This is a genomic window from Streptomyces sp. TBY4, assembly GCF_024213195.1.
GTDB lineage: Bacteria > Actinomycetota > Actinomycetes > Streptomycetales > Streptomycetaceae > Streptomyces.
In genome coordinates this window covers 408,610-433,180 of record NZ_JANAVF010000006.1, presented here as the reverse complement: position 1 = coordinate 433,180, position 24,571 = coordinate 408,610, and the positions used below count along the sequence as shown (strand labels likewise).

The window sequence follows — 24,571 nt, the reverse complement described above, 5'->3', positions numbered from 1 at the left end:
CATCCAACGGAACGGCGTTCAGAATACTGAACGCATCCGCGCGGGTCAGCGTAGATCCAGGAGGCAGTTCGCCATGGCAGCAACACCAGTCTGGAGTGTGGACCCCCGCACCGGGAAGCACCGCGAGCAGGTTGCGGTGGAGGCCACACCCCGGGAGGTGGACGAAGCCGTGCGCGCGGCCCACGCCGCCCGCGGCTCGCTGGCCGACGCCGGGAGGCGTTCCGCCTTCCTGCGCGCCGCCGCCGATCTGCTCGACGGGGCCGCCGCCCAGGTCGTCGAGGCCGCCGACGCCGAGACGGCGCTCGGCCCCGGCCGGCTCACCGGCGAGCTCGCCCGCACCACGGGCCAGTTCCGCGCCTTCGCCGACGCCGTGGACGAGGGCTCCTACCTCGACATCCGCATCGACCGCGCCGACCCCACCACCGCCCCGCCCCGCCCCGAGCTGCGCCGCTACAAGGTGCCGCTGGGCGTGGTCGCGGTCTACGCCGCCTCCAACTTCCCCCTCGCCTTCTCCGTGCCCGGCGGGGACACCGCCAGCGCGCTGGCCGCGGGCTGCCCGGTCGTGGTCAAGGCGCACCCCGACCACCCGGCCACCTCCGAGCTGTGCGCCTCGCTGCTGCGCCGGGCGGCCGTCGCCGCCGGGCTGCCCGCCGAGGTCGTCGCCGTGGTCCACGGGTTCGACGCGGGCCTGGAGCTGATCCGGCACCCGCTGGTCACCGCCGCCGGGTTCACCGGGTCCATCCGGGGCGGGCGGGCCCTGTTCGACGCCGCCGCCGCGCGGCCCGTGCCGATCCCCTTCCACGGGGAACTGGGCTCGCTGAACCCGGTCGTGGTCACCCCGGCGGCCGCCGCCGAGCGCGCCGAAGAGATCGGCGGCGGGCTGGCCGGCTCGGTCACGCTCGGCGTCGGCCAGTTCTGCGTCAAGCCGGGCCTGGTCCTCGTACCCGAGGGCGCGGACGGGGACCGGCTCGCGGGTGCGCTGACGAAGGCGCTCGGGGAGACCGGGCCCGGGGTGCTCCTCGACCACCGGATGCGGGAGAACTTCGTCGCCGGGGTCCTCGAACGCGCCGCACTCCCCGGGGTCGACGCACCCGTGGCACCCGGCGCGGGCGGCGAGCACACCGTCGGCGCGGGCTACCTGAGCGTCCCGGCGCGGACCCTGCTGGAGGGCGGGCCCTACGAGGTGCTCCTGGAGGAGTGCTTCGGCCCCGTCACCGTGCTGGCCCGGTACGCCGGCCAGGACGAGGCCTCCGCCGTGCTCGGGCGGCTCCCCGGGAACCTCACCGCGACCCTGCAGCTGTCGGCCGCCGAGGCGGACGGCGGCCCGGGTCCGGCGGCGGAGCTGATCTCCCAGGTCACGACGCTGGCGGGCCGGGTCGTGGTCAACGGCTGGCCGACCGGTGTGGCGGTGGCCCCGGCCCAGCACCACGGAGGCCCCTACCCGGCGGCGACCTCCCACTCCACCTCGGTCGGCGGCACGGCGATCGAGCGCTGGCTGCGCCCGGTGGCCTACCAGTCGGTGCCGGACGCCCTGCTCCCGGCGGAACTCCGCGAGGCCAACCCCCTGAACCTCCCGCGACGGGTCACGGGAGGCTAGGGGGGCGGCCAGGCGGGGCGGCGGCGGGGTCAGCCGCTCAGGACCCGGGCCTTCTCCGCCGCGAACTCCTCGTCGGTGAGCAGGCCCTGGGCCTTCAGCTCGGCCAGCGCGGTGAGCTGGCCGACCCTGTCCACCGCGGGAGCCGGCGCCGCGGCGGGCGGCGGTGCCTGCTGCACCTGCTGGGCCTGCCAGGCCTGCTGCTGCGCGGCCGCCTGGGCCGCCGCCTGGTCGACGAGGGCCTGCTGTTCGGCATCGGCAGCCGCCTGCTGCTGCATGCCGCGCTCGGCCTGCCTGCGCTGAACCCGGCCGGAGACCGCGGTGGCCGTACCCGCCACCACTGCGGTACGGGCCATCGCGCCCAGCAGACCGGGGCGCCCGAAACGTCGAGGCATGACCGTCCTCCCCTACTTCTCGTCCAGTGCGGCGACGGCGCGTTCCACGCTGTCCCGTGGAATGCGCTCCATGAAGAGCACCTCTCCTCCGGACCCCCGCAGCGCCGAAGCCAGCCGCGTGGCCCAGGCGTTCTCCCACACCACCACGAGCGCGGAGGAGTCCGGGGCCAGGCCCTGCGCGACGGTCTCCAGGTCCTCGTCGCTCAGCAGGTCGAACTCCTCGCCGAGGACCCGCTCGAACTGAGCGGCCACCTCGGAGTCGGCGAGCTCCACCACGGACACCGCGCCGTCCCGCTCCTTGCGGACGAACGTGAGGTCGAGGATGCGCACCACTCCGCTCTCCTGGAGCTCGCGCAGGGCGGGGGCCACGTCGCCGTTGAACCGGTTGCCGTCGAAGGCGACCACGGCGACGTCCACCGGGCCGATCGATTCGGCTGTGAGAGCTGCACCAGCAGGCATGAGCAAGACCTCTTCCATAGCGCACGAAAACACCGCAAAAAGGATCTTACTCGGCACGGCTGAGACCGCATCGCGAGGCGCATATTGCGTTGCGGTCCACCGCCCGGGGACGGCACGCTCGGCCCCATGCCCAGACCTCACGGATTCTCGTACGAACAGCGCGGCGACCAGAGCGTCGTCATCACCCATCAGGGCCGGTCCGCGGCCACCCTCCGGGGCGGGCGGGCCGCCGCCTTCCTCGCCGAGGTCGAGGCCGGTGACGCGCAGCTCGTGATGGCGCGCTGGACCGGCTCGTACAAGTTCGGCAACGAGCGGACGGCCAGGAACCACCCCCGCAACCGCGGCCGCGTCTGAGGCACGGGGGAGGCGGGAGTGAAGAACGGGGAAACCGGGTGAAAGCAAGGGAACGGCAAAGCCACCTCGGTCGTTCTCCCGGCATGACCGCTATGACCCCTGGTTCCAACCTGCCGCTCAATGCCGTCCGCGTGACGGTGGACGTGGCTGCCCCGGTGCGGCTCGACGTTTCCGCGCTGCTCCTCGCCGCCGACGGCAAGGTGCGCTCCGACGCCGACTTCATCTTCTTCAACCAGCCGTCCGGCCCTGGTGTCACCTACCGTTCGGGCGGCGGCACGGCACCGGACTCGATCACCGTGGACACCGGTGCGGTCCCGCCGGGCATCGAGCGGATCGTCATCACCGCCAGCCCCGACGCCGCGGGTCAGTCCTTCCAGGGCATCGAGCCCACCGCCACCGTGCGGGACGCCGGCAGCGGAGCGGTGATCTCCACCTTCACCCCGCCGCAGCTCGCCACGGAGACCGCCCTGGTGGTCGTCGAGGTCTACCAGCGCAGCGGCGCGTGGAAGGTGCGCGCGGTCGGCCAGGGGTACGCGAACGGCCTCGCCGGCATCGCGACCGACTTCGGGGTCTCGGTCGAGGACGAGCCGGCTCCGGCGGCCGCCGCCCCGGCCCCCGTGGCCACGCCCGCCCCGCCCGCGCCCCCGGCTCCCCCGGCGCCGCCCACGTACGCGGCCTCCCCCTGGCTCACCAGCGGCGCGCCCGGCACGACCCCGGCACCCGCCCCGGTCGCCCCCGCACCGGTCCCGACCCCCGCCCCCGGCGCCGGGAAGATCAACCTGGACAAGGGCCGGGTCAGCCTCCAGAAGAACCAGACCGTGTCCCTGGTCAAGGGCGGCCGCCCGCTGCTCTCCCAGGTCAAGATGGGCCTCGGCTGGGAGCCCGCCTTCCGCGGCCGGGACATCGACCTGGACGCCTCGGTCATCGCGTACGGCCCGCAGCGCAACCACCTCGACAGCTGCTACTTCGGCAAGCTGTCCATCCTCGGCGGCTCCATCAAGCACTCCGGTGACAACCTCACCGGCGAGGGCGCGGGCGACGACGAGGTGATCGTCGTGGACCTGGGCCGGCTGCCCGCGGACGCGACGGGCCTGGTCTTCACGGTCAACTCCTTCTCCGGCCAGAAGTTCACCGAGGTGGCCAAGGCCTACTGCCGCCTCATCGACGCCGCGACCAACGAGGAGCTGGTCCGCTTCGACCTCACCAGCGCCGAGCCGCAGACCGGCGTGATGATGGCCAAGCTGATCAAGCAGTTCTCCGGCGAATGGGAGATGACGGCCATGGGCGAGTTTGTGAAGTCGCGCACAGTGCGGGGCATGGTCAAGCCGGCCGCGCAGGCACTCTGAGCAGGTGGGCGGGCACATGGAGCGACGGACGCCCTCCGCAGGTGATCTGTTCCACCCTTAATACGGAGGTGGCTGTCAGTGCCCGCCCGTAGCCTTGGAAGCATGCACCAGACACTCCAGCCCGCGGGCCCCGCGCGCCCGTCCGCCGCCGAGGCGAACGAGGCGATCCGGCAGCTCGTCGAGAGCCGGGTGGACGGCGAGTGGCCCTCCGAGGCGTACGAGTTCCTCCTCGAAGAGTGGGCCGCGGCCAGCCGCGCCGAAGCTCAGTAGACGAAAAGCGACAGACAGAGACGACGGAAAGAGCCGCCGGGCCCGAGGGCCCGGCGGCTCTTCTCATGTCCGCCGCTCCGCGACCGGATCAGCGCCGGCGCCGCCAGGGTCCCGTGATGGCCAGCATGATGCCCGGGTCCTGGATGCTGGCGAACAGCGTCCGCCCGTCCGGCGAGAAGCAGATGCCGGCGAACTCCGAGTACTCCGGCTCCTCGGCCGTCCCCAGGTTCATCTCGTTGCGGGCCAGCGGGTACGTGCGCCCCGACTCGGTCGCGCCGAAGAGGTGCTGCAGCCCCGAGCCGTCCTCGGCGATGATCAGACCGCCGTACGGGGAGACCGTGATGTTGTCCGGGCCGTCGTAGCCGCCCTCCACCGACGGATCGGCGTTCACCCCGAGCAGGACCTGCAGTCGCACCGTGCGCCGCTTGGGGTCGTAGAACCACACCTGGCCGTCGTGGGCCGCGCCCGGGCTCTCCTCACGGGCGTAGGAGGAGACGAAGTACGCGCCGCCGTCGGCCCACCACATGCCCTCCAGCTTGCGCGCGCGGGTCACGGCCGCCTCGCCGAACTGCTTGCGCACCGCCACGGTGCGCGCGTCGCGGTCCGGGACCGGCACCCAGTCCACCCCGTAGGTGGTCCCGATCCTCGTCGCGCGCGACAGGTCGTCGACGAACAGCCCGGAGCTGTCGAAGCACTTGGCGGCCGCCAGCACACCGGCGTCGTCGGCGAGCGTACGGAGCCTGCCGCGCCCGTGGCGGAAGCCGCTCGGCGGGGTCCAGCGGAAGAGCAGCCCGTTGGGGTTGGAGGCGTCCTCGGTGAGGTAGGCGTGGCCCTGCCGGGGGTCGATGACCACGGCCTCGTGGTCGTAGCGCCCGAAGGCCTTGACCGGCTTCGGGTCCCGGTTGGCGCGGCGGTCGTGCGGGTCGACCTCGAAGACGTAGCCGTGGTCCTTGGTCATGCCGTTCTTGCCGGCGAGGTCCGAGTTCTCCTCGCAGGTCAGCCAGGTGTCCCAGGGGGTGGAGCCGCCCGCGCAGTTGGTCGACGTACCGGCGATGCCCACCCATTCGGCGACCTCGCCGCCCCGCCGGACCTCGACGACCGTGCAGCCACCCGCCGCGGCCGGGTCGTAGACGAGGCCCTCGGTGAGCGGGACGGGGTGCGTCCAGTTGGTGCGGGGGCCCTTCAGCTCGTGGTTGTTGACGAGGAGGGTGACGCCCCGGTGCCCCTCGAAGGCGGCGGTGCCGTCGTGGTTGGACGGGGTGCTCTCGCCCGAGTCGAGGGTGGTGACGCCGCTGTGCGTGATCACGCGGTACGCGAATCCGGCGGGGAGGGCCAGGATGCCGGCCGGGTCGGGCACGAGCGGGCCGTAGCCCGGGCCGCGGCCGTGGCCGTGGTCGCCCTGAGCCGCTTCCCGGTCGGCGTCCGACAGCGCGCCCTCGTCCGCGGCGAGGGCGCCGGGGGCGGTGGCGAGGGCTCCGACCGTTCCGGTGAGCGCGACTCCCGCACCCGCGAGTGCGGTGCGGGTGGTGAAATCTCTGCGGCTGAGCGGCATCGGGTCTCCAGGGGTGGGGAGGTGGTGCGCCTGTCGTGCGGTCGTCGGCGCACACGCTCCCGCCCGCACATGAACGCCGACTGAACTACCCCGGAAGACGAATCGACCCCTTGACCGCCGCGCCCGTTGGCCGACTCCCGTGCGGGAACGGCTGGTTACCGCCGCCTCACACGCCCCGGGAACGCGCCTTGAACGCGGCCTTCCGGGCCTCCTTGGCGGCCTTCTTGTCGGGGTGCAGCCGCCCCATCGCCTCCAGCACGTGGGCCGTCGCCGGGTGCTCCACCCGCCAGGCCTGGTCGAAGAACCCGGCGTGGTGGGCGGTCAGCGATTCGATCAGGAGCGGCAGCTCCGCCTCGGCCTCCTCCCCGCCGCCGGCTCCCCCGGCTCCCCCGGCCGCTGCGCCGCCCGTGGCGAGCTGCGCCGCGATCGTGTCGACCGTCAGCCAGAACACCATCTCCTCGTCCGGCGCCGGTACGTCGGTCACCCCGCGCTCGGCCAGCCAGACCCGGGCGAGGCCGCCGAGCTCCGCGTCGTCCAGGACCGACCGGACGGCGGGCTCGGCCTCGGCTCCGACCGGTGCGAGGGCCTGCTGACAGCGCAGCCGGCGCAGCGGGCCGCCCGCGTCGGCGCCGCGCGCGGCGGCGAGCAGCTCGGTGACGGCCCCGGGTACGGGGCGGCCGGCCAGCCAGTGCTCGATCTCGGCCTGGGCGGCGGCCTCGGAGTAGTGGGAGACCACGTCGAGCAGGACGTCCGCGCCCTTGCCGGCCAGCTCGCCGACGGCCGGGGCCTGGACGCCCGCCTCCAGCATGCGCGCCCGGATCCCGTACAGCCCGAGCGGGGTCAGGCGTACGAGCCCGTACCGGGAGACGTCCTCCTCGTCGGGAAGCGCGCCGGCGCCGCCCGCCGCCAGCTCCTCGTCGTCGGCCTCCGCCATCAGCGCCTCGTCGACGGGGCGGAACTCGACCAGCCCGATCGGCTCCAGCTGCCGGAACTGGTCGTCGAGGCGCATCATCGCGTCCGAGACCTGCTCCAGTACGGCGTCGGTGGGGTCGCCCATGTCGTCCGGCACCACCATCGAGGCGGCCAGCACCGGGAGCGGCACGGGTCCGTCGGCCGTGCCGCCCTCGGCGACGGCGAGCAGGTAGAGGTTGGCGAGGACCCCGTCGAGGAAGTCGGCCTCGCGGCGCGGGTTCCAGTCGAGCTGGTCGAAGTCGATCTCGCCCCCCGCGTCGAGGGCGTCGACGAGGTCGTCCAGGGCGGGCACGGCCGCGTCCGCGAGGACGGTGTCCAGGGCCGCCAGCCACAGGTCGAGCACGTCGCCGGGGGTTCCGCCGGTCACCAGTGCCAGGTCCTCGCCGGGCTCGGCGGTGCCGAACTCCCGGTCGCCCCCGGCCGCTTCCCCGGCGGCGGAGCCGTCCTCCTCCGGTTCGGTGACGTCGACGAGGCCCGTGTCCACGGCCACCCGCCAGGCCTGGCTCGCGTGGGCGGCGGAGTCCTCGTCCTCGGGGTCGAGACCCAGCAGGGCGACGGCCTCGGGCAGTTGCCCGGGGACGAGCTCGCCGCCGGTGTCCACGCGGGTGTCCGGTCCCGCCCAGCGGGCGAGGCGCACCGCGCGGGCGAACAGCGGGGCGGCCAGGGCCTCGCGGGCCAGCTCCGCGTCGGGGAGCAGCCGTACCGGCGGCAGCATGGGGTGCGAGTCTGCGGACATGGGGCGGTTCTCCTCGCGGGCACGGATCGGTCGAACACGGGTCGGGCACGGGTCGTACGGCTTCGGGTCGTACGGATTCTGGTGGTACGGCTACGGGTCGCACGGCTACGGGTGGTGCGGCTTCGGGCCCTTGGGCCACGGGCATGCGACCACGCACCGCACGGCGCCCCAGAGTAGACGCATTTCGGGCGTGCCCGGCGGCCCCTCCCCTTTGGTTCATCCCACAGTCAGCTTCCGTATTCCCTGTAGGGCTTGACAACTTTGCCGGTCACGAAGGAAATTGACGCGCGTAGATACCTGCCTCCCCCTCCACACACCGGAGTTCCCGCCCATGCGCTCCTCGCATCCCCGTTCCGCCGCCGTCGCGGCCCTCGTCGCCACCGCGCTGGCCACCGGCCTGCTCGCGGGCACCGCCGACGCGGCCGAAGGCGCCGCGTCCGCCGATCCGACACGCATCCACGACATTCAGGGCACCACCCGGATATCCCCGCTGGTCGGCAAGCAGGTCACCGATGTGGCGGGCATCGTCACGGGCGTGCGCACGTACGGTTCGCGCGGCTTCTGGATCCAGTCGGCCGAGGCCGACGCCGACACCGACGAAGCCACCAGTGAGGGCGTGTTCGTCTTCACCAGCTCGGTCCCGACCGTCGCGGTCGGCGACGCCGTCACGGTCTCCGGTCTGGTCGGCGAGTACATCCCCGGCGGCGTCTCCTCCGGCAACCAGTCGGTCACCCAGATCTCCAAGCCCGTGGTGACCGTGGTCTCCTCCGGCAACGCGCTGCCCGCGGCCGCCTCCGTGGACGCGTACTCGGTCCCCTGCGCGTACGCCCCGGAGGGCGACGCGGCCGCCGCCGGCAGCATCAACGGCCTCACCCTGGAGCCCTCCCGCTACGCCCTGGACTACTACGAGTCCCTGGAGGGCATGAACATCGCGATCGGCACCTCGCGCGTGGTCGGCGCCACCGACCCGTACGCGGCGATGTGGGTGACGGTGAAGAGCTGGGAGAACCGCGCCCAGCGCGGCGGCACGGTCTACGGCTCGTACGAGTCCCAGAACACCGGCCGCCTCCAGATCCAGCAGCTCGCGCCCCTCGCGCAGCAGCCGTTCCCGGTGGCCAACGTCGGCGACAGGCTGACCGGCACCACCGAAGGCCCGCTGGACTTCAACCAGTTCGGCGGCTACACCCTGGTGGCCCGCACCCTCGGCACGGTCGCGTCGGGCGGCATCGCCCCGGAGAAGACCCGGGCCCAGGCCTCGAACGAGCTCGCGGTGGCCACGTACAACGTCGAGAACCTCGACCCGACCGACCCGCAGGAGAAGTTCGACAACCTGGCGAAGGCGGTCGTCGAGAACCTCGCCTCCCCCGACATCCTCGCCCTGGAGGAGATCCAGGACGACAACGGCGCCAAGAACGACGGCACGGTCTCGGCCGAGGCCACCCTGACGAAGTTCACCCAGGCCATCACGGCCGCGGGCGGCCCGGCCTACCAGTGGCGGACCATCAACCCGGAGGACAAGAAGGACGGCGGCGAGCCCGGCGGCAACATCCGCCAGGTGTTCCTCTTCAACCCGGCGCGGGTCTCCTTCACCGAGCGGGCCCCGGGCGACGCCGTCACGGCGACCGGCGTGGTGAAGCAGAACGGCAAGGCCGCCCTGACCCACTCCCCCGGCCGGATCGACCCGGCGAACCCGGCGTGGGCGGACAGCCGCAAGCCGCTGGCCGGCGAGTTCGTCTTCCGCGGCAAGACGGTCTTCGTGATCGCCAACCACTTCGGTTCGAAGGGCGGCGACCAGGGCCTGACCTCCTCGATCCAGCCTCCGGTGCGCTCCTCCGAGGCCAAGCGGCTGCTGCAGGCGCAGGCCGTGAACGGCTTCGTCAAGGACATCCTGGCGGTGGAGAAGAAGGCCGCGGTCCTCGTGGTCGGCGACATCAACGACTTCGAGTTCTCGAACACGACGAAGGCGCTGGAGGACGGCGGGGCCCTGTACGCGGCGATCAAGTCGCTGCCGAGGTCGGAACGCTACTCCTACGTCTTCCAGGGCAACGCGCAGGTCCTCGACCAGATCCTGACGAGCCCGGGCATCAAGCACTTCACGTACGACAGCGTGCACATCAACGCGGAGTTCTCGGACCAGAACAGCGACCACGACCCGCAGGTCGTGCGCTTCCGCCCGTAGCGGCGGCGCCGAAGGGGCCGGGCCGCACCGCCGCCCGGCCCCTTTGGCATGCCGTCCCCTTTGGCATGATCGCGGCATGATCTTCCGTACCGCGACCCGCCAGGACCTGCCCGCCGTACTCGCCCTGCTCGCCCAGGACGAGGCCGCCGGCACGGAGAGCCCCGAGGTGCCCGAAGTCCCCGAGGTCACGGAGGCCCACGAGCGGGCCTTCGCGGCGATCGAGGCGGACCCGCGCAACGAGATGCTGGTCCTGGAGGAGGCCGGGGACCTCCTCGGCTGCCTGCAGCTGACGTACATCCCCGGTCTCGGCCAGGGCGGCCGGGAGCGGGCCCTCGTGGAGGCGGTACGGATCCGCGCGGACCGGCGCGGCGCAGGGCTCGGGGCCCGTCTGATGGAGCTGGCGGCGGACCGGGCCCGCGAGCGCGGCTGCGGCCTGATGCAGCTCACCAGCAACAAGCGGCGCACCGCCGCGCACCGCTTCTACGAGCGGCTGGGCTGGGCCCGGAGCCACGAGGGCTTCAAGCTGCCGCTGCCCTAGCCGGAAGGGACGGCCGGGCGGCGGTCGGGACCCCCGGAGCCGAGGAAGGGACCTTTGGCCCTGGCGTGACGCTCAGCACATCCCTACCCATTCGGGCGGTTCTGGTGTTGAGTGTCCCCACGCCCGATCTTGTACCGCACTCCAGCACTCCTTTGGAGGACCGCGTGTTCCCCTCCATCTCCCTCGCTCAGGAAATCGGCATCGCCGTCCTGCTCGTGGCCGCCGTCGTATGGCTGATCGGCCTCGGCCACATGCTGTGGGACAGCCGCTTCCACCACCCGGAGCCAGGCGCCTTCGAAGGCCTCTCGGTCATCCCCGCCCAGCGCGGCACCTCCGTCCACCCGATGGAGTCGGTGGAACTGACCGAGGCGGAACAGCAGGCCTTCGCCGGCCTGGTCCGCACCATCCCCCTGCACTGACCCGCGTGCGCGCAGCCCCTCCCCCGCTCGGGGCGGGAGGGGCGCACCACGCACGGCGCCCTCCCACCCCGACGGGGTGGGAGGGCGCCTGCAAGACCGGACCGGGGCCGGTCAGTTGTGGCTGTGCAGGACCTCGTTCAGGCCGCCCCAGGCCGCCTTGTACGGGCGGGCCTCGACGGCGCCGGTGACCGAGTTGCGGCGGAAGAGGATGTTGCTGGCGCCCGAGAGCTCCAGGGCCTTGACGATCTGGCCGTCCGGCAGGGTGACGCGGGTGCCCGCGGTCACGTAGAGGCCCGCCTCGACGACGCACTCGTCGCCCAGCGCGATGCCGACGCCCGCCTCGGCGCCGATCAGGGTGCGCTCGCCGATCGAGATGATCTGCTTGCCGCCGCCCGACAGGGTGCCCATGGTGGACGCGCCGCCGCCGATGTCGGAGCCGTCGCCGACCACGACGCCCGCGGAGATCCGGCCCTCGACCATGGAGGTGCCGAGGGTGCCGGCGTTGAAGTTGACGAAGCCCTCGTGCATGACGGTGGTGCCCTCGGCGAGGTGCGCGCCCAGGCGGACCCGGTCGGCGTCGGCGATGCGCACGCCCTTGGGGGCGACGTAGTCAGTCATCCGCGGGAACTTGTCGATCGAGGTGACCTGGAGGTGCAGGCCCTCGGCGCGGGCGTTCAGGCGGACCGTCTCGACCTGGTCGATCGCGACCGGGCCGAGCGAGGTCCAGGCGACGTTGGCCAGCAGGCCGAAGACGCCGTCCAGGTTCTGGCCGTGCGGCTTGACCAGGCGGTGGCTGAGCAGGTGCAGGCGCAGGTACGCGTCGTGCGCGTCCAGCGGCTTGTCCTCCAGGGAGGCGATCACGGTGCGGACCGCTACGACCTCGACGCCGCGGACCGCGTCCTGGCGGATCGCCTTGGGCGCGGTGGCCCCGAGCAGCTCCACGGCCTGCTCGGCGGTGAGGCGCTCGGTGCCGGCCGGGCCGGGCTCGGCGATCAGCTGGGGGGCGGGGAACCAGGTGTCGAGGACGGTGCCGTCGGCGGTGATGGTGGCAAGTCCGGCGGCGACGGCGCCGGTGGTACGCGTAGCAGTCATGCCCGAAACCTAACCAACGACGGCCCGCGGTCGCGAACCGGTCTCATGTGCCGGTCGTACGCGTCGCCGTGAGTTCCCTTTGGGAATGGGCTATGTCAGCATGACAACCTCGGGTCAACGGACATAAGGAGTGCCCATGGCCCAGCGCACGCACCTCGACGACGCGGACTGCTCCATCGCCCAGGCCCTCGACGTCGTGGGCGACTGGTGGACGCTGCTGATCGTGCGCGACGCCGCCCGCGGCGTGCACCGCTTCGACGAGTTCCAGCGCGAACTGGGCATGTCCCGCAAGGTCCTGGCGGAACGGCTGAAGCTGCTCGTCGAGGCGGGCGTGCTGACCCGCGAGCCCTACCAGGAGCGCCCGGTGCGCCACGCGTACCGGCTGACCCCGCGCGGCCGCGGGCTGCTGCCGGTCCTGGTCGCCCTCCAGGACTGGGGGGACACCTGGATCCTGGGAGAGGGAGAGATGACGGCGACGGCGGACGAGACCTCGCGCGAGGCGGTACGGGTCCACGCGCTGCGCGGCACCCGGCTGCCGGAGCTGGTGCTGCCGGACCGTTTCGGCGAGCTCCGCGACCCGGTGGCGGACACGCCGTTCACCGTCCTGTACTGCTTCCCGGGCGCGTTCGCCCGCTCCGAGTCCTACCCGCCCGGGTGGGCCGGGATCCCCGGGGCGCGGGGGTGCACCCTCGAATCGTGCACCTACCGGGACCAGCTCGCGGAGTTCACGGCGGCGGGCGCGACGGTGCACGGGGTGTCGACCCAGCGACCGGACGAGCAGCGGGAGTTCGCGGAGGCCGAGGGGCTCCGCTTCCCGCTCCTCTCGGACGCAGAGCTCGGACTCGTGACGGCGCTGCGGCTGCCGACGTTCCGCGCGGGGGGCATCAGCCGCCTGAAGCGCCTGACGCTGGTCGTGGACCGCGACCGGACCGTCCGCGAGGTCTTCTACCCGATCCCGGACATCGAGGCGAGCGTGGCCGCCGCCCTGGCGGCGGTCCGCACCGGCTGACCCCGGCCGCGGCCTCCGAGGCCGGCGAGGCCACCGAGGAGGCCGCCCGGGCCTACGGGGCCACCACGGCCGCCGTCAGGCGCGGAGCACCCGGCGCAGGATCTCGCAGGCGTACGCCTCCTCGTACTCCGCCCCCGTCAGCAGCACCTGCAGGCTGATCCCGTCCATCACCGCCACCAGCGCCCGGGCCGTGGCCGGGTCCGTCCGCGCGGACAGCTCCGCCGAGACGGCCTCGCACCATTCGGCCGCCACGGGGCGCAGCGCGGGGCGGCGCAGGGCAGCCAGGTAGAGCTCGTACTCCAGCTCCGCCCGCGACCGGTCGGCCCCCAGGAACTCGCCCAGCAGGGCGGCCAGGGCTCCCGCCAGGTCCGCGTCCGGATCGGCCAGCGCCGCGGAGTCCGCCACCGCGCGGGCGAAGCCCTCGTTGGCCTGCCGCAGCGCCGCGACCAGCAGGTCGTCCAGGGTCTTGAAGTGGTAGGTCGTGGAGCCGAGCGGTACGTCGGCCTCCGCCGCCACGCTGCGGTGACTGAGCCCGGCGATCCCGCGGGCCCCCACCACCCGGATCGCCGCGGCGATGATCCGCTCCCGCCGGTCCGGGTCGTAGCGTCGCACCGAGCCGGCCATCAGTGCGCCGCCCCGCCGAGGTTCAGCAGCACGACCCCGGCGATCACCAGCGCGATGCCGCCGATCTTCGCGGCCGTCGCGGCCTCCCCCATGAAGACCATGCCGATCGCGGCGATCGCGGCCGTGCCGACGCCGGCCCAGATCGCGTACGCCGTCCCGACCGACATCGACTTCAGCGTCTGCGCGAGCAGCGTGAAGGCGATGACGTACCCCACCAGCGTGATCAGCGAGGGCCACAGCTTCGTGAAGCCCTCGCTGTACTTCATGGCGGTGGTGCCGGCGACCTCGGCGGCTATGGCGGCGGCGAGCAGGAGATAGGGCATGCGTACGACCGTACACAACGATGCGTACGCCTGTACACACACAGGGGGCGTTCATCCGCACGCCCCCTTCCCCGCTTCCCGGCGGGGCGCGGTCATTTCCGCGCGGCTGCGGGACTTCCCCCGCGCCCGGGGTTACGGTGTGCGCCGCGACCGGGGACGGGAGGGGATCCGCATGACGGAGCAGTGGACCCACTGGGGCGGTGGCTGGCTGTCGCCCCCGCCGCCCCGGCCGGGCGTCATATTCCTGCGGCCGCTGAGTTCCGGCGACATACTCGGCGGCGCCTGCGCCGCCCTCGCCCGGTACGGGGTCCCGCTGGCCGGCGCCATGCTCCTCGGCCAGCTCGGCGCGCTGCTGCTGGTCGCCGGGGCCGCCCTGTCCGCCCTGGCTCTGGACGCCCGGCCCGTCGACGCCCTGGTTCCCGCGGCGGCCCTGGCCCTCCTGCTGACCTGCGCCCTGGCCTCCGCCCTGACGGGCGCCGTGCTCGGCCCGGCGCTCCTGGGCCGCCCCGCCACCGCCCGTACGCTGCTGCGCGCCGCCCGCCCCCGCTTCGCGGCCGTCCTCGGCACCCAGCTCCTGGTGCTCGGCGCTCTGGCCGGACCGGGCGCCGCCCTGCTGGCCGCCGGGCTGCCCCCGCTGGTGGCGGCGGCCACTCTGCCGGCGGCGCTCGTTCTCGGGGTCCTGTTCGCCCTGGCACCCACGGTCGCCGTCCACGAGGGGCTCGGCCCGCTGGGCGCCCTGCGCCGCTCGGCCCGCCTGGTGCGCGGGGCCTGGTGGCGCACGCTCGTCCTCACCGGGCTCACCGCCGTGCTCGCCGCCGCGGGGGCGTACGCCGTCCAGCTGCCCTTCGCCTTCGCCGGGGCGCTCAGCCTGATCCCGGCGGTGGACGGCGGCTTCGTGCACGCGCTCCTCACCGCCCTGGGCGGAATGGTCGCGCAGACGCTGCTGCTCTGCTTCCCGCAGCTCACCGCCGGCCTGCTCTACGCGGACCGGCGGCTCCGCCGCGAGGACCTGGCGGCGGAGCTCACCGGGCAGGCCCGGACCGAGGGGCTCAGTTCAGCGTGAACCAGGCCGCGCGGGACTTCTTCCACTCCGGGCGGGTGAGGTCCTTGGCCTCGGTGCCGTCCCCGTACAGGTCGGCGGAGCCGCTGTCGGTGATCAGCTGCACCCGCGCGCCCGCGGCCGACAGGTCGGGCACCGCCACGATGGCCTCCCAGCCGCCCGGGTCGGTGGTCGGCAGGTCGGCCCGCTTGACGGGGGCGTGGCCCGGTATGCCGTCCCACTGGTAGAGGGCGTACAGGTCGGAGTTGTCGTCCGCCGCCCAGGAGCCGGCCAGGATCAGGTACTGGTCCGCGGCGTTCTTGCGGATGTCGCGGATCGCGAGCCCGCCCAGGTCGAGCTCGATGCCCGCGCCGAAGACGGCCTTGGCTCCGGTGGAGAGCACCTTGTCGAAGTTGGTCACCGGCACGACCAGCGCCTTGCCACCGGGCACCGCCGGGGCCAGCGGGGCGCGGAAGCCCAGGTAGGCGGTGGTGGTGGAGCCGGGGGCGAACTCCAGGCCCTCCACGTTGAACCCGTCGATCTGCTTCGGCGCCTCGCCGGCCGCCGTACCCGCCGCGAAGCCGTAGCGGTTCCCGTTGGCCGTGTCCCAGGCCACCAGGTCGTCACGGAGCTTCTTGTACGAACGCCCGTACGCGAGCTGCGCGGTGGAGCCCGAGCCGCTCAGCGTGGTGGTGAACACCGTGTTCCGGGGCGCCTTGTATTCGCCGTCCTTGTTGTTGCCGAGCGAGCCCGTCCAGTAGATGGTGCTGCCGATCAGGGTCGCGCCCTCGATGTCCACCTCCTTGGTGACGCCGAGCTGCGCGCTGAAGTCCCAGGTCCTGACCGGGGCCGCGGAGTTGGCCCGGTCGTACAACCGCAGCACGTTGCTCTCGTCGTCGGCGACGACCGTGTAGCCGCCACCGACGTCCACGGCGGCCGAGGAGTCGGAGGCGCCGGTGAAGTAACGCGCGTCGGCCGGGTTCTGCACCGCGCCGGAGGCGGCGTAGTACAGCGTCTTGGTGGCGGTCTTGCCGCCCAGCCCCGTCACCTTGACGGTGAGGTTGGTGTAGCCGCGACCCCGCGCGGTCACGGCCAGCTGCCGCACCGCCCCGGCCCCGGTGACGCTCACGTCACCCGTCCCGGCGACCGAAGCCTTGCTGGAGGCGGAGGCGCTGACGGTCAGCGCGGACACGTCCGCCCCGCTCTGCGCCACGGTCACCTTCACCGTCGGATCACCGACCGCCCCGACGGCCCCGGAGAGCGCGGAGGCGGACAGCGAGATGGTCGGCGTTCCGTAGGTCACCGCCTGCGCGGGCAGCGTCGTGGCGGCGACGAGGAGCGCGGCGATGCCGGCCGCCCCGAGCCAGGTCTTCTTCATCGTCTTCACATGCTGCGTCTTCATCGGTGGTCTCCGCGAGTCGGGCCGAGCACGAACCATCCGGACCGGGACTTCTTCCACTCCGGGTGGTCGAGGTCCTTGGCCTCGGTGCCGTCCCCGTACAGGTCGGCGGAGCCGCTGTCGGTGATCAGCTGGACGCGGGCGCCGGGCACCCGCAGGTCGGGTACGGAGACCACGGCCTCCCAGCCGCCCGGGTCGGTGGTCGGCAGGTCGGCCCGCTTGACCGGGGCGTGGCCCGGTATGCCGTCCCACTGGTAGAGGGCGTACGGGTCGGAGTTGTCGTCCGCCGCCCAGGAGCCGGCCAGGACCAGGTACTGGTCCGCGGCGTTCTTGCGGATGTCGCGGATCGCGAGCCCGCCGAGGTCCATCTCGATCGGCTCGCCGAAGACGGGCTTGGCGGTTCCGGCGACGACCTGGTCGATGTTGGTGACGGGCACCACCAGTGCCTTGCCGCCGGGCACGGCGGGTGCCAGCGGGGCGCGGAAGCCGAGGTAGGCGGTGGTGGTGGAGCCGGGGGCGAACTCCAGGCCCTCCACGTTGAACCCGTCGATGCTCTTCGGGATCCGGCCGGCCGCGGTGCCCGCCGCGAAGCCGTAGCGGTTCCCGTTCGCCGTGTCCCAGGCGATCAGGTCCTCGCGCAGGCCCTTGTAGGCGGAGCCGAAGACGATCTCCGTGTCCGCGCCCGTTCCGGTGATCCGGGTGGTGAAGACGGTGTTGCGCTCGGCCTTGTACTTGCCGTCCTTGTTGTTGCCGAGCGAGCCCGTCCAGTAGACGGTGTCGCCGACCCGGGCGGCGGCCTCGATGTCGGCTTCCTTCTTGATGCCGAGCGCGGGGCCGAGGTCCCAGCTCTTCACGGGGGCGCCCGAGCGGAAACGGTCGTACAGACGCAGCACGTTGGTCTCGTCGTCGGCCACCAGCGCGTAGCCGCCGCCGACGTCCACGGCGGCCGAGGAGTCGGCGGAGCCCGTGAGGTAGCGGGTGGAGTGGGCGCTCGCGCCCACCCGCGCCGAAGCCGCGTAGGAGAGGGTGGCCGTGGCGGTCCTGCCGCCGCGGCCGGTCACCCGGAGCGTCAGGTCCGTGTAGCCCTGGGCCCGCGGGCGGACGGTCAGCGCGCGGTCACCGTGCCAGGTCCGGTCGATGCGGACGTCGCCGGGGGCGGCGACCGCCGGGTTGCTGGAGGAGAGGACCTCGACCTTGAGGAAGGCGGCGGGCATCCCCTCCTGCGCGACGTCCACGGTGACGGCGGGGTCGCCGATCGCGCCGACGGCCCCGGACAGGTGCCCGGCGGAGAGCGCGATGGTCGGTTCGGCGGCGGTTCCCTGCGCGGCGTGGGCCGGCGCGGCAAGGCCCGCGGCCAGCAGGGCGGCGGCCCCGGCGGCTCCCACGGCACCGAGTCGGCGTGCCTGCGAAGGTCGAACGGTCAACGGAGGTCCTCTCGTCTGCGCCGTCACGTTGTGACGGGCCGTCGAGAAGATTCGGCCACCCCGGCCAACTCCCGGTGCACACGGGCGGTCCGCCGGGAAAACAGACGACCCCCGGCACACCCGTGCCGGGGGTCGTCCGTTCACTCGGCCGTCGGACGGCCGTCGTTCTCGGACCGGGCCTCGATCAGACGTTGAACCCGAGCGCGCGGAGCTGCTCGCGGCCGTCGTCCGTGATCTTGTCCGGGCCCCACGGCGGCATCCAGACCCAGTTGATGCGCAGTTCGCTGACGATGCCGTCGGTGGCGGACTTCGCCTGGTCCTCGATGACGTCCGTCAGCGGGCAGGCCGCGGAGGTGAGCGTCATGTCGAGGGTCGCGATGTTGGCGTCGTCGATGTGGATGCCGTAGATCAGGCCCAGGTTGACGACGTCGATGCCCAGCTCGGGGTCGACCACGTCATAGAGGGCCTCGCGGACCTCTTCCTCGGTGGCCGGCTTGATGGACGCCTCGGGCGTCGCGTTCTCGGTCATGCCGTCTTCCTCTCGGCGTCGCCCAGTGCCTGGGCGGTCGCGTCCTTCCACGCCATCCAGCTCAGCAGAGCACACTTCACCCGGGCCGGGTACTTGGAGACGCCGGCGAACGCGACCGCGTCCTCCAGCACCTCCTCCATGGCCTCGTCGGGTTCGATCTTGCCCTTGGACTGCATCAGCTCCAGGAAGACTTCCTGGATCTTCCGCGCCTCGCCCAGCTCCTTGCCGACGAGCAGCTCGTTCAGTATCGACGCGCCGGCCTGGCTGATGGAGCAGCCCTGGCCCTCGTACGAGATGTCCGTAAGGGTCTCGCCGTCGTACTTCACGCGCAGGGTGATCTCGTCACCGCACGTCGGGTTGACGTGGTGCACCTCGGCGTCGCCGTCGCGCAGGCCTCGCCCGCGCGGGTGCTTGTAGTGGTCCAGGATCAGTTCCTGGTACATCGATTCCAGCTTCACTGCGCCCTCGTCGCCCTCGTCGCTTCGTCTTATCCGAAGAAGTTCCGTACGTGCTCCAGCCCGTCGATCAGTGCGTCGACGTCCGCCGGAGAGGAGTACAGATAGAAAGACGCTCGCGTCGTCGCCGGAATTCCGTACCGGAGGCAGACCGGGCGGGCGCAGTGGTGTCCCACGCGGACCGCGATGCCCTGCTCGTCCAGTACCTGGCCGACGTCGTGCGGGTGGATGTCGCCGAGCACGAAGGAGATCGCTGCGCCGCGGTCCTCGGCCGTGGTGGGGCCGATGATGCGCAGGTCCGGGACCTCCGAGAGCCGCTTGATCGCGTACTCGGTGATCGCGTGCTCGTGCGCGGCGATCTTGTCCATGCCGATCGCGGTCAGGTAGTCCACGGCCGCGCCGAGGCCGACGGCCTGGGCGATCGGGGGCGTACCGGCCTCGAACTTGTGGGGCGCCGGGGCGTAGGTGGAGGAGTGCATCGAGACGGTTTCGATCATCTCGCCGCCGCCCAGGAAGGGCGGCAGGTCCTCGAGCAGCTCCTGGCGGCCCCAGAGGACGCCGATGCCGGTCGGGCCGCACATCTTGTGGCCGGTGAAGGCCACGAAGTCGGCGCCGAGCGCCTGCACGTCGAGCGGCATGTGCGGAGCGGCCTGCGAGGCGTCGATCAGCACCAGCGCGCCGACCTCCTGCGCGCGCCGGACGATCGCCTCGGTCGGGTTGACCGTGCCCATGATGTTGGAGACCAGCGTGAAGGAGACGATCTTCGTCTTCTCCGTGATGACCTCTTCGATGTTGGACAGGTCGAGCCGGCCGTCGTCGGTGAGACCGAACCACTTCAGCTTCGCACCGGTGCGCTGCGAGAGCAGCTGCCACGGCACGATGTTGGAGTGGTGCTCCATCTCCGTGATGGCGATCTCGGTGTCGCGGTCGACCCGGTAGGGCTCGTCCGCCCAGCCGAGCATGTTCGCGACCAGGTTGAGCGACTCCGAGGCGTTCTTGGTGAAGATCACCTCGTTGCGGCTCGGCGCGTTGATGAAGGCGGCGACCTTGTCGCGGGCGCCCTCGTACAGCGCCGTGGCCTCCTCCGCCAGCACGTGCACGCCACGGTGGACGTTGGCGTTGTGCTGTTCGTAGTACTCGTTCAGCGCGTCGAGCACCTGGCGGGGCTTCTGCGAAGTCGCCGCGTTGTCCAGGTAAACGATCTTCTTCCCGTCGTGGACCACACGATCCAGAAGGGGGAAGTCCTTGCGGATCGCCTCGCCAAGCAGTTGGGACCCAGTGAGGAGGCCAGGCAGCTGTGTCACGCGGTCGCGCCACCCTTCGTGCTGTAGGACTCGTAGCCTTCGGCCTCCAGCTTGTCGGCGAGCTCGGCGCCGCCGGACTCGACGATGCGGCCCTCGGAGAAGACGTGGACGAAGTCCGGCTTGATGTAGCGGAGGATCCGCGTGTAGTGCGTGATCAGCAGGGTGCCGACCTCGCCCGTGTCGCGGACGCGGTTGACGCCCTCGGAGACCTGGCGCAGGGCGTCGACGTCGAGGCCGGAGTCGGTCTCGTCGAGGATCGCGATCTTCGGCTTCAGGAGCTCCAGCTGGAGGATCTCGTGGCGCTTCTTCTCACCGCCGGAGAAGCCCTCGTTGACGTTGCGCTCGGCGAAGGCCGGGTCCATCTGGAGCTGCTCCATCGCGGACTTGACCTCCTTCACCCAGGTGCGCAGCTTCGGCGCCTCGCCGCGGATCGCGGTGGCCGAGGTGCGCAGGAAGTTGGAGACCGAGACGCCGGGGATCTCGACCGGGTACTGCATGGCGAGGAAGACGCCGGCGCGGGCGCGCTCGTCGACGGACATCTCCAGGACGTCTTCGCCGTCGAGGGTCACGGTGCCACTGGTGATGGTGTACTTCGGGTGACCGGCGAGCGCGTACGCGAGGGTGGACTTGCCGGAGCCGTTCGGACCCATGATGGCGTGCGTCTCACCCTGCTTGATGGTGAGGTTGACGCCCTTGAGGATCTCGCGGGTGCCACTCGCCGAGTCGCCCGTCTCGACGGAGACGTGCAGGTCGTGGATTTCAAGCGTTGCCATGGATACCTCAGGACTCCTGGGTGAGGGAGACGAGCACGTCGTCCCCTTCGATCTTTACGGGGTATACGGGGACGGGGCGCGTCGCGGGCAGACCGGAAGGCTTGCCGGTGCGCAGGTCGAAGGCCGAGCCGTGCAGCCAGCACTCGATCATGCAGTCTTCGACCTCGCCCTCCGAGAGGGAGACGTTCGCGTGCGAGCAGATGTCGTTGATCGCGAACACCTCCCCCTCGGCGGAGACGATGGACACCGGCGTGCCGTCGAGTTCCACCCGCTTGGGGGTGTTCTCCTCCAGCTCGCTCAGCGCACAGGCCTTGACGTAGGTCATCAGACGGACGCCTGCAGCTCGGTCTCGATCTTCGCGAGCAGCCGCTCCTCGATGTCGGGGACACCGATCTGCTGGACCAGCTCGCCGAAGAAGCCGCGCACGACCAGGCGGCGGGCCTCGTCGGCCGGGATACCGCGGGCCTGGAGGTAGAAGAGCTGCTCGTCGTCGAAGCGACCGGTCGCGGAGGCGTGGCCGGCGCCGACGATCTCGCCGGTCTCGATCTCCAGGTTCGGCACCGAGTCGACCCGCGCGCCGTCCGTGAGGACGAGGTTGCGGTTCATCTCGTAGGTGTCGGTGCCCTCGGCGGTCTTCTCGATGAGCACGTCACCGATCCAGACGGCGTGGGCGTCCTGGCCCTGGAGCGCGCCCTTGTAGACCACGTTCGACTTGCAGTGCGGGGCCTTGTGGTCGACCAGGAGGCGGTGCTCCTGGTGCTGGCCGGCGTCCGTGAAGTACAGGCCGAAGAGCTCGGCCTCGCCACCGGGGCCCGCGTAGTTCACGCGCGGGTGGAGGCGTACGACGTCTCCGCCGAAGGTGACCACGATCGACTTGAAGGTCGCGTCGCGGCCGACCAGGGCGTTGTGCTGGGAGCAGTGGACGGCGGTGTCGTCCCAGTCCTGCACGGAGACGACGGTGAGCTTGGCGCCGTCGCCGACGAGGAAGTCGACGTTGGCGGCGCGCACGCCGTCACCGGTGTGGTCGATGACGATGACGGCCTCGGCGAAGGCCTGCACGTCGAAGACGGTGTGGCCGAAGGTGGTGCCGCCCTCGCCGTGCAGCGAGACGCGCACGGGCTCGGTGAGCACGGCCTCCTTGGGCACGGTCACGACCGTGGCCTTGGCGAAGGACGAGAACGCCTGGGCGGCGATCCGGTCCACCGGGGTGCCGGCCTTGCCGATGCGCGCGTCGCCGCGCTCCACGGACTCGATCGTGACCACGTCGGGCGCGTCGATCTGGGCCTTCATGGTGCCGTCGGCGACCGCGGTGCCGTCGTGCAGGCCCTTGAGGCGGGCGAGCGGCGTGAAGCGCCACTCCTCCTCGCGGCCGTTGGGCACGGGGAAGTCCGCCACGTCGAAGGACGGGGGTGCACTCATCCGGGTGGCGACGGTGGACTCGGCGGCCACCGCGATCGCGCCGGCGGTGGTGGAACCCGCCGGAATGTTCTGAGCCTCAGCCATGGCTGTCGTGTTGCTCTCTTCCTTAAAGAATCTGCTGCGGGACGTCTGGCGGGCCGGGACTAACCGACCGAGCCTTCCATCTGCAGCTCGATCAGCCGGTTCAGCTCCAGCGCGTACTCCATCGGCAGCTCACGGGCGATCGGCTCGACGAAGCCGCGCACGATCATCGCCATGGCCTCGAACTCCGTCAGACCGCGGCTCATCAGGTAGAAGAGCTGGTCGTCGGAGACCTTGGAGACGGTGGCCTCGTGACCCATGGACACGTCGTCCTCGCGGACGTCCACGTAGGGGTAGGTGTCCGAGCGGGAGATGGTGTCGACCAGGAGCGCGTCGCACAGCACGTTGGACTTGGAGCCGTGGGCGCCTTCGCCGATCTCGACCAGACCGCGGTACGAGGTGCGGCCGCCGCCACGGGCCACCGACTTCGAGACGATGTTGGAGGAGGTGTTCGGCGCCATGTGGACCATCTTGGAGCCGGCGTCCTGGTGCTGGCCCTCGCCCGCGAAGGCGATGGAGAGGGTCTCGCCCTTGGCGTGCTCGCCCATCAGGTAGACGGCCGGGTACTTCATGGTGACCTTGGAACCGATGTTGCCGTCGATCCACTCCATGGTCGCGCCCTCGTACGCCACGGCGCGCTTGGTGACCAGGTTGTAGACGTTGTTCGACCAGTTCTGGATGGTCGTGTAGCGGCAGCGGCCGCCCTTCTTCACGATGATCTCGACCACGGCGCTGTGCAGCGAGTCCGAGGAGTAGATCGGGGCGGTGCAGCCCTCGACGTAGTGGACGTAGGCGTCCTCGTCGACGATGATCAGCGTCCGCTCGAACTGGCCCATGTTCTCCGTGTTGATGCGGAAGTAGGCCTGGAGCGGGATGTCGACCTTGACGCCCTTGGGGACGTAGATGAACGAGCCGCCCGACCACACGGCGGTGTTCAGCGAGGCGAACTTGTTGTCGCCGACCGGGATGACCGTGCCGAAGTACTCCTGGAAGAGCTCCGGGTGCTCCTTGAGCGCGGTGTCCGTGTCGAGGAAGATGACGCCCTGCTCCTCCAGGTCCTCACGGATCTGGTGGTAGACGACCTCGGACTCGTACTGGGCCGCGACACCGGCGACGAGGCGCTGCTTCTCCGCCTCCGGGATGCCGAGCTTGTCGTACGTGTTCTTGATGTCCTCCGGCAGTTCCTCCCACGAAGCGGCCTGCTTCTCGGTGGAGCGCACGAAGTACTTGATGTTGTCGAAGTCGATGCCCGAGAGGTCGGAACCCCAGTTGGGCATGGGCTTCTTGCCGAACAGCTTGAGGCCCTTGAGGCGGAGGTTCAGCATCCACTCCGGCTCGGACTTCTTCGCCGAGATGTCGCGGACGACCTCTTCGGACAGACCCCGCTTGGCAGCCGCACCGGCCGCGTCGGAGTCGGCCCAGCCGTATTCGTAGGTGCCCAGGCCATCGAGCTCAGGGTGAGCAGTCTCCGTGGTCATGCGGGGTTCCTCCCGGCCGTACTTGCAGATACTGAAATGTCGGGTTGTGAGGCGCCTGCGGCACCGGCGCCCGTTCCACTGCGTGGAATGAACGTCGTGCACACCCCGTCGCCGTGGGCGATCGTGGCGAGACGCTGCACGTGCGTCCCGAGCAGGCGGGAGAAGACCTCGGTCTCCGCCTCGCAGAGCTGCGGGAACTGCTCGGCGACATGTGCGACCGGGCAGTGGTGCTGGCAGAGCTGTTCACCGCTGTGCGGACCGGGAGCGCTCTTCGCCGTAGCAGCGTACCCGTCCCCGGTCAACGCCCGGGCAAGGGCCTCGGTGCGCTCCGCGGGGTCGGCCGCTTCCACGGCTGCGCGGTAGGTCTCCGCCTGCGCCGTCAGCCTGGCCTTCGCGAAGGCGGCCACGGCCGCCTCGCCCTGCTCCCCGCCCCCGGCGGCCTGCGCGATCCAGCGCATGGCGTCGGCGGCGAGCGAGTCGTAGGACTGGTCGAAGGCATCACGGCCACAGGCCGTCAGCGCGAAGACCTTGGCGGGCCGCCCTCGGGTCCGCGCACCGTACACACGCTGCTCACGGGGTTCGACCACGTCGTCGGCGACGAGGGTGTCGAGGTGGCGGCGAACGGCGGCCTGGGTGAGGCCGAGGCGCTGGGCGAGGTCGGCGACGGTGGAAGGACCGTGGTCCAGGATCGACCGCGCGACCCGGTTGCGGGTTGACCGCTCCCCGGTCGCGAGTTCGCCCTGGGGGGCCTCGCTCATCCGTTCGCCGTATTTCACAACGCCATTGTTGCGTAATTAGCCTGGCTCCG

At 71.8% G+C, this 24,571-nt stretch carries 26 protein-coding genes; 9 read left to right on the top strand and 17 right to left on the bottom strand.

Going from position 1 to position 24,571, the window contains the following annotated elements; genetic code table 11:
- The first annotated feature begins 73 nt into the window (after positions 1 to 73).
- Positions 74 to 1,597, top strand: a complete 1,524-nt coding sequence (locus tag NLX94_RS17815) for an aldehyde dehydrogenase (NADP(+)) (RefSeq protein ID WP_254383847.1) — start codon at positions 74 to 76, stop codon at positions 1,595 to 1,597.
- Between the two features lie 29 nt (positions 1,598 to 1,626).
- Here the strand turns inward: NLX94_RS17815 and NLX94_RS17810 are convergent, their stop codons facing one another.
- On the bottom strand, positions 1,627 to 1,989 hold the full coding sequence (locus NLX94_RS17810; RefSeq protein ID WP_254383846.1) for an SHOCT domain-containing protein: 363 nt from the start codon (positions 1,987 to 1,989) through the stop codon (positions 1,627 to 1,629).
- A gap of 12 nt (positions 1,990 to 2,001) precedes the next feature.
- Positions 2,002 to 2,448 (bottom strand): DUF6325 family protein, encoded by a 447-nt coding sequence (locus tag NLX94_RS17805; RefSeq protein ID WP_254383844.1) that lies wholly within the window; start codon positions 2,446 to 2,448, stop codon positions 2,002 to 2,004.
- Between the two features lie 126 nt (positions 2,449 to 2,574).
- Between NLX94_RS17805 and NLX94_RS17800 the strand changes: the two genes are divergently transcribed.
- From NLX94_RS17800 to NLX94_RS17790, 3 genes are all read left to right on the top strand, one after another.
- Positions 2,575 to 2,802: a hypothetical protein gene (locus NLX94_RS17800; RefSeq protein ID WP_254383842.1), complete on the top strand. Its 228-nt coding sequence runs from the start codon at positions 2,575 to 2,577 to the stop codon at positions 2,800 to 2,802.
- Between the two features lie 83 nt (positions 2,803 to 2,885).
- Entirely contained in the window at positions 2,886 to 4,148 is a 1,263-nt protein-coding gene (locus tag NLX94_RS17795; protein ID WP_254383840.1) for a TerD family protein, read from the top strand.
- A 102-nt stretch (positions 4,149 to 4,250) separates the two neighbouring features.
- Entirely contained in the window at positions 4,251 to 4,418 is a 168-nt protein-coding gene (locus NLX94_RS17790; protein WP_243338429.1) for a hypothetical protein, read from the top strand.
- Positions 4,419 to 4,506: 88 nt separating this feature from the next.
- On the opposite strand, the gene NLX94_RS17785 is transcribed toward NLX94_RS17790, so the two are convergent.
- Positions 4,507 to 5,970, bottom strand: coding sequence for an alkaline phosphatase PhoX (locus tag NLX94_RS17785; protein WP_254383838.1), 1,464 nt, complete (start codon positions 5,968 to 5,970; stop codon positions 4,507 to 4,509).
- A 166-nt stretch (positions 5,971 to 6,136) separates the two neighbouring features.
- Positions 6,137 to 7,678, bottom strand: coding sequence for a hypothetical protein (locus tag NLX94_RS17780; protein WP_254383836.1), 1,542 nt, complete (start codon positions 7,676 to 7,678; stop codon positions 6,137 to 6,139).
- 331 nt (positions 7,679 to 8,009) lie between these two features.
- Here NLX94_RS17780 and NLX94_RS17775 point away from each other — a divergent pair, with 331 nt between their 5' ends.
- The 3 genes from NLX94_RS17775 (at position 8,010) to NLX94_RS17765 (ending at position 10,814) form a co-directional block, all read left to right on the top strand.
- Entirely contained in the window at positions 8,010 to 9,857 is a 1,848-nt protein-coding gene (locus NLX94_RS17775; protein WP_254383834.1) for an endonuclease/exonuclease/phosphatase family protein, read from the top strand.
- A gap of 76 nt (positions 9,858 to 9,933) precedes the next feature.
- Positions 9,934 to 10,395 (top strand): GNAT family N-acetyltransferase, encoded by a 462-nt coding sequence (locus NLX94_RS17770; protein ID WP_254383832.1) that lies wholly within the window; start codon positions 9,934 to 9,936, stop codon positions 10,393 to 10,395.
- A 164-nt stretch (positions 10,396 to 10,559) separates the two neighbouring features.
- Positions 10,560 to 10,814 carry a hypothetical protein gene (locus NLX94_RS17765; RefSeq protein ID WP_250742297.1) on the top strand — a complete coding sequence of 85 codons (255 nt, stop codon included), beginning with the start codon at positions 10,560 to 10,562 and terminating at the stop codon, positions 10,812 to 10,814.
- 111 nt (positions 10,815 to 10,925) lie between these two features.
- Here the strand turns inward: NLX94_RS17765 and dapD are convergent, their stop codons facing one another.
- Positions 10,926 to 11,906 carry a 2,3,4,5-tetrahydropyridine-2,6-dicarboxylate N-succinyltransferase gene (gene dapD, locus NLX94_RS17760; RefSeq protein WP_254383830.1) on the bottom strand — a complete coding sequence of 327 codons (981 nt, stop codon included), beginning with the start codon at positions 11,904 to 11,906 and terminating at the stop codon, positions 10,926 to 10,928.
- Between the two features lie 136 nt (positions 11,907 to 12,042).
- Between dapD and NLX94_RS17755 the strand changes: the two genes are divergently transcribed.
- A complete protein-coding gene (locus NLX94_RS17755; RefSeq protein ID WP_254383828.1) occupies positions 12,043 to 12,915 on the top strand; it encodes a winged helix-turn-helix transcriptional regulator in 873 nt (290 codons plus the stop codon).
- A 75-nt stretch (positions 12,916 to 12,990) separates the two neighbouring features.
- Here NLX94_RS17755 and NLX94_RS17750 read toward each other — a convergent pair whose 3' ends face one another.
- Positions 12,991 to 13,539: a TetR/AcrR family transcriptional regulator gene (locus NLX94_RS17750; protein WP_254383827.1), complete on the bottom strand. Its 549-nt coding sequence runs from the start codon at positions 13,537 to 13,539 to the stop codon at positions 12,991 to 12,993.
- Positions 13,539 to 13,862 carry a multidrug efflux SMR transporter gene (locus tag NLX94_RS17745; protein ID WP_254383825.1) on the bottom strand — a complete coding sequence of 108 codons (324 nt, stop codon included), beginning with the start codon at positions 13,860 to 13,862 and terminating at the stop codon, positions 13,539 to 13,541. Before NLX94_RS17745 ends, NLX94_RS17750 begins: the two co-directional genes overlap by 1 nt.
- Positions 13,863 to 14,034: 172 nt before the next feature.
- Between NLX94_RS17745 and NLX94_RS17740 the strand changes: the two genes are divergently transcribed.
- Positions 14,035 to 14,925 carry a hypothetical protein gene (locus NLX94_RS17740; protein WP_254383823.1) on the top strand — a complete coding sequence of 297 codons (891 nt, stop codon included), beginning with the start codon at positions 14,035 to 14,037 and terminating at the stop codon, positions 14,923 to 14,925.
- Here NLX94_RS17740 and NLX94_RS17735 read toward each other — a convergent pair.
- The 10 genes from NLX94_RS17735 to NLX94_RS17690 form a co-directional block, all read right to left on the bottom strand.
- A complete protein-coding gene (locus NLX94_RS17735) occupies positions 14,912 to 16,303 on the bottom strand; it encodes a hypothetical protein (RefSeq protein ID WP_254383822.1) in 1,392 nt (463 codons plus the stop codon). The genes NLX94_RS17740 and NLX94_RS17735 overlap by 14 nt on opposite strands.
- A complete protein-coding gene (locus tag NLX94_RS17730) occupies positions 16,300 to 17,724 on the bottom strand; it encodes a hypothetical protein (protein ID WP_374683971.1) in 1,425 nt (474 codons plus the stop codon). Before NLX94_RS17730 ends, NLX94_RS17735 begins: the two co-directional genes overlap by 4 nt.
- 184 nt (positions 17,725 to 17,908) lie before the next feature.
- Positions 17,909 to 18,253: a metal-sulfur cluster assembly factor gene (locus NLX94_RS17725; RefSeq protein WP_030009139.1), complete on the bottom strand. Its 345-nt coding sequence runs from the start codon at positions 18,251 to 18,253 to the stop codon at positions 17,909 to 17,911.
- Positions 18,250 to 18,711, bottom strand: a complete 462-nt coding sequence (sufU, locus tag NLX94_RS17720; RefSeq protein WP_243338411.1) for a Fe-S cluster assembly sulfur transfer protein SufU — start codon at positions 18,709 to 18,711, stop codon at positions 18,250 to 18,252. The genes NLX94_RS17725 and sufU overlap by 4 nt, the downstream gene beginning before the upstream one ends.
- A gap of 29 nt (positions 18,712 to 18,740) precedes the next feature.
- Positions 18,741 to 20,012 carry a cysteine desulfurase gene (locus tag NLX94_RS17715; RefSeq protein WP_254383820.1) on the bottom strand — a complete coding sequence of 424 codons (1,272 nt, stop codon included), beginning with the start codon at positions 20,010 to 20,012 and terminating at the stop codon, positions 18,741 to 18,743.
- Positions 20,009 to 20,785, bottom strand: coding sequence for a Fe-S cluster assembly ATPase SufC (gene sufC, locus NLX94_RS17710; protein ID WP_254383819.1), 777 nt, complete (start codon positions 20,783 to 20,785; stop codon positions 20,009 to 20,011). The genes NLX94_RS17715 and sufC overlap by 4 nt, the downstream gene beginning before the upstream one ends.
- Positions 20,786 to 20,792: 7 nt before the next feature.
- Complete coding sequence (locus tag NLX94_RS17705; protein ID WP_214952732.1) at positions 20,793 to 21,110, bottom strand: bifunctional 3-phenylpropionate/cinnamic acid dioxygenase ferredoxin subunit; 318 nt, start codon at positions 21,108 to 21,110, stop codon at positions 20,793 to 20,795.
- The gene (gene sufD / locus NLX94_RS17700) at positions 21,110 to 22,288 is read right to left on the bottom strand and encodes a Fe-S cluster assembly protein SufD (RefSeq protein WP_254383817.1); all 1,179 of its coding nucleotides are present in this window, start codon (positions 22,286 to 22,288) and stop codon (positions 21,110 to 21,112) included. Before sufD ends, NLX94_RS17705 begins: the two co-directional genes overlap by 1 nt.
- Positions 22,289 to 22,347: 59 nt before the next feature.
- On the bottom strand, positions 22,348 to 23,763 hold the full coding sequence (gene sufB / locus NLX94_RS17695; protein WP_254383815.1) for a Fe-S cluster assembly protein SufB: 1,416 nt from the start codon (positions 23,761 to 23,763) through the stop codon (positions 22,348 to 22,350).
- Positions 23,760 to 24,521 carry a metalloregulator ArsR/SmtB family transcription factor gene (locus NLX94_RS17690; RefSeq protein WP_254383814.1) on the bottom strand — a complete coding sequence of 254 codons (762 nt, stop codon included), beginning with the start codon at positions 24,519 to 24,521 and terminating at the stop codon, positions 23,760 to 23,762. The genes sufB and NLX94_RS17690 overlap by 4 nt, the downstream gene beginning before the upstream one ends.
- Between the last annotated feature and the right edge of the window lie 50 nt (positions 24,522 to 24,571).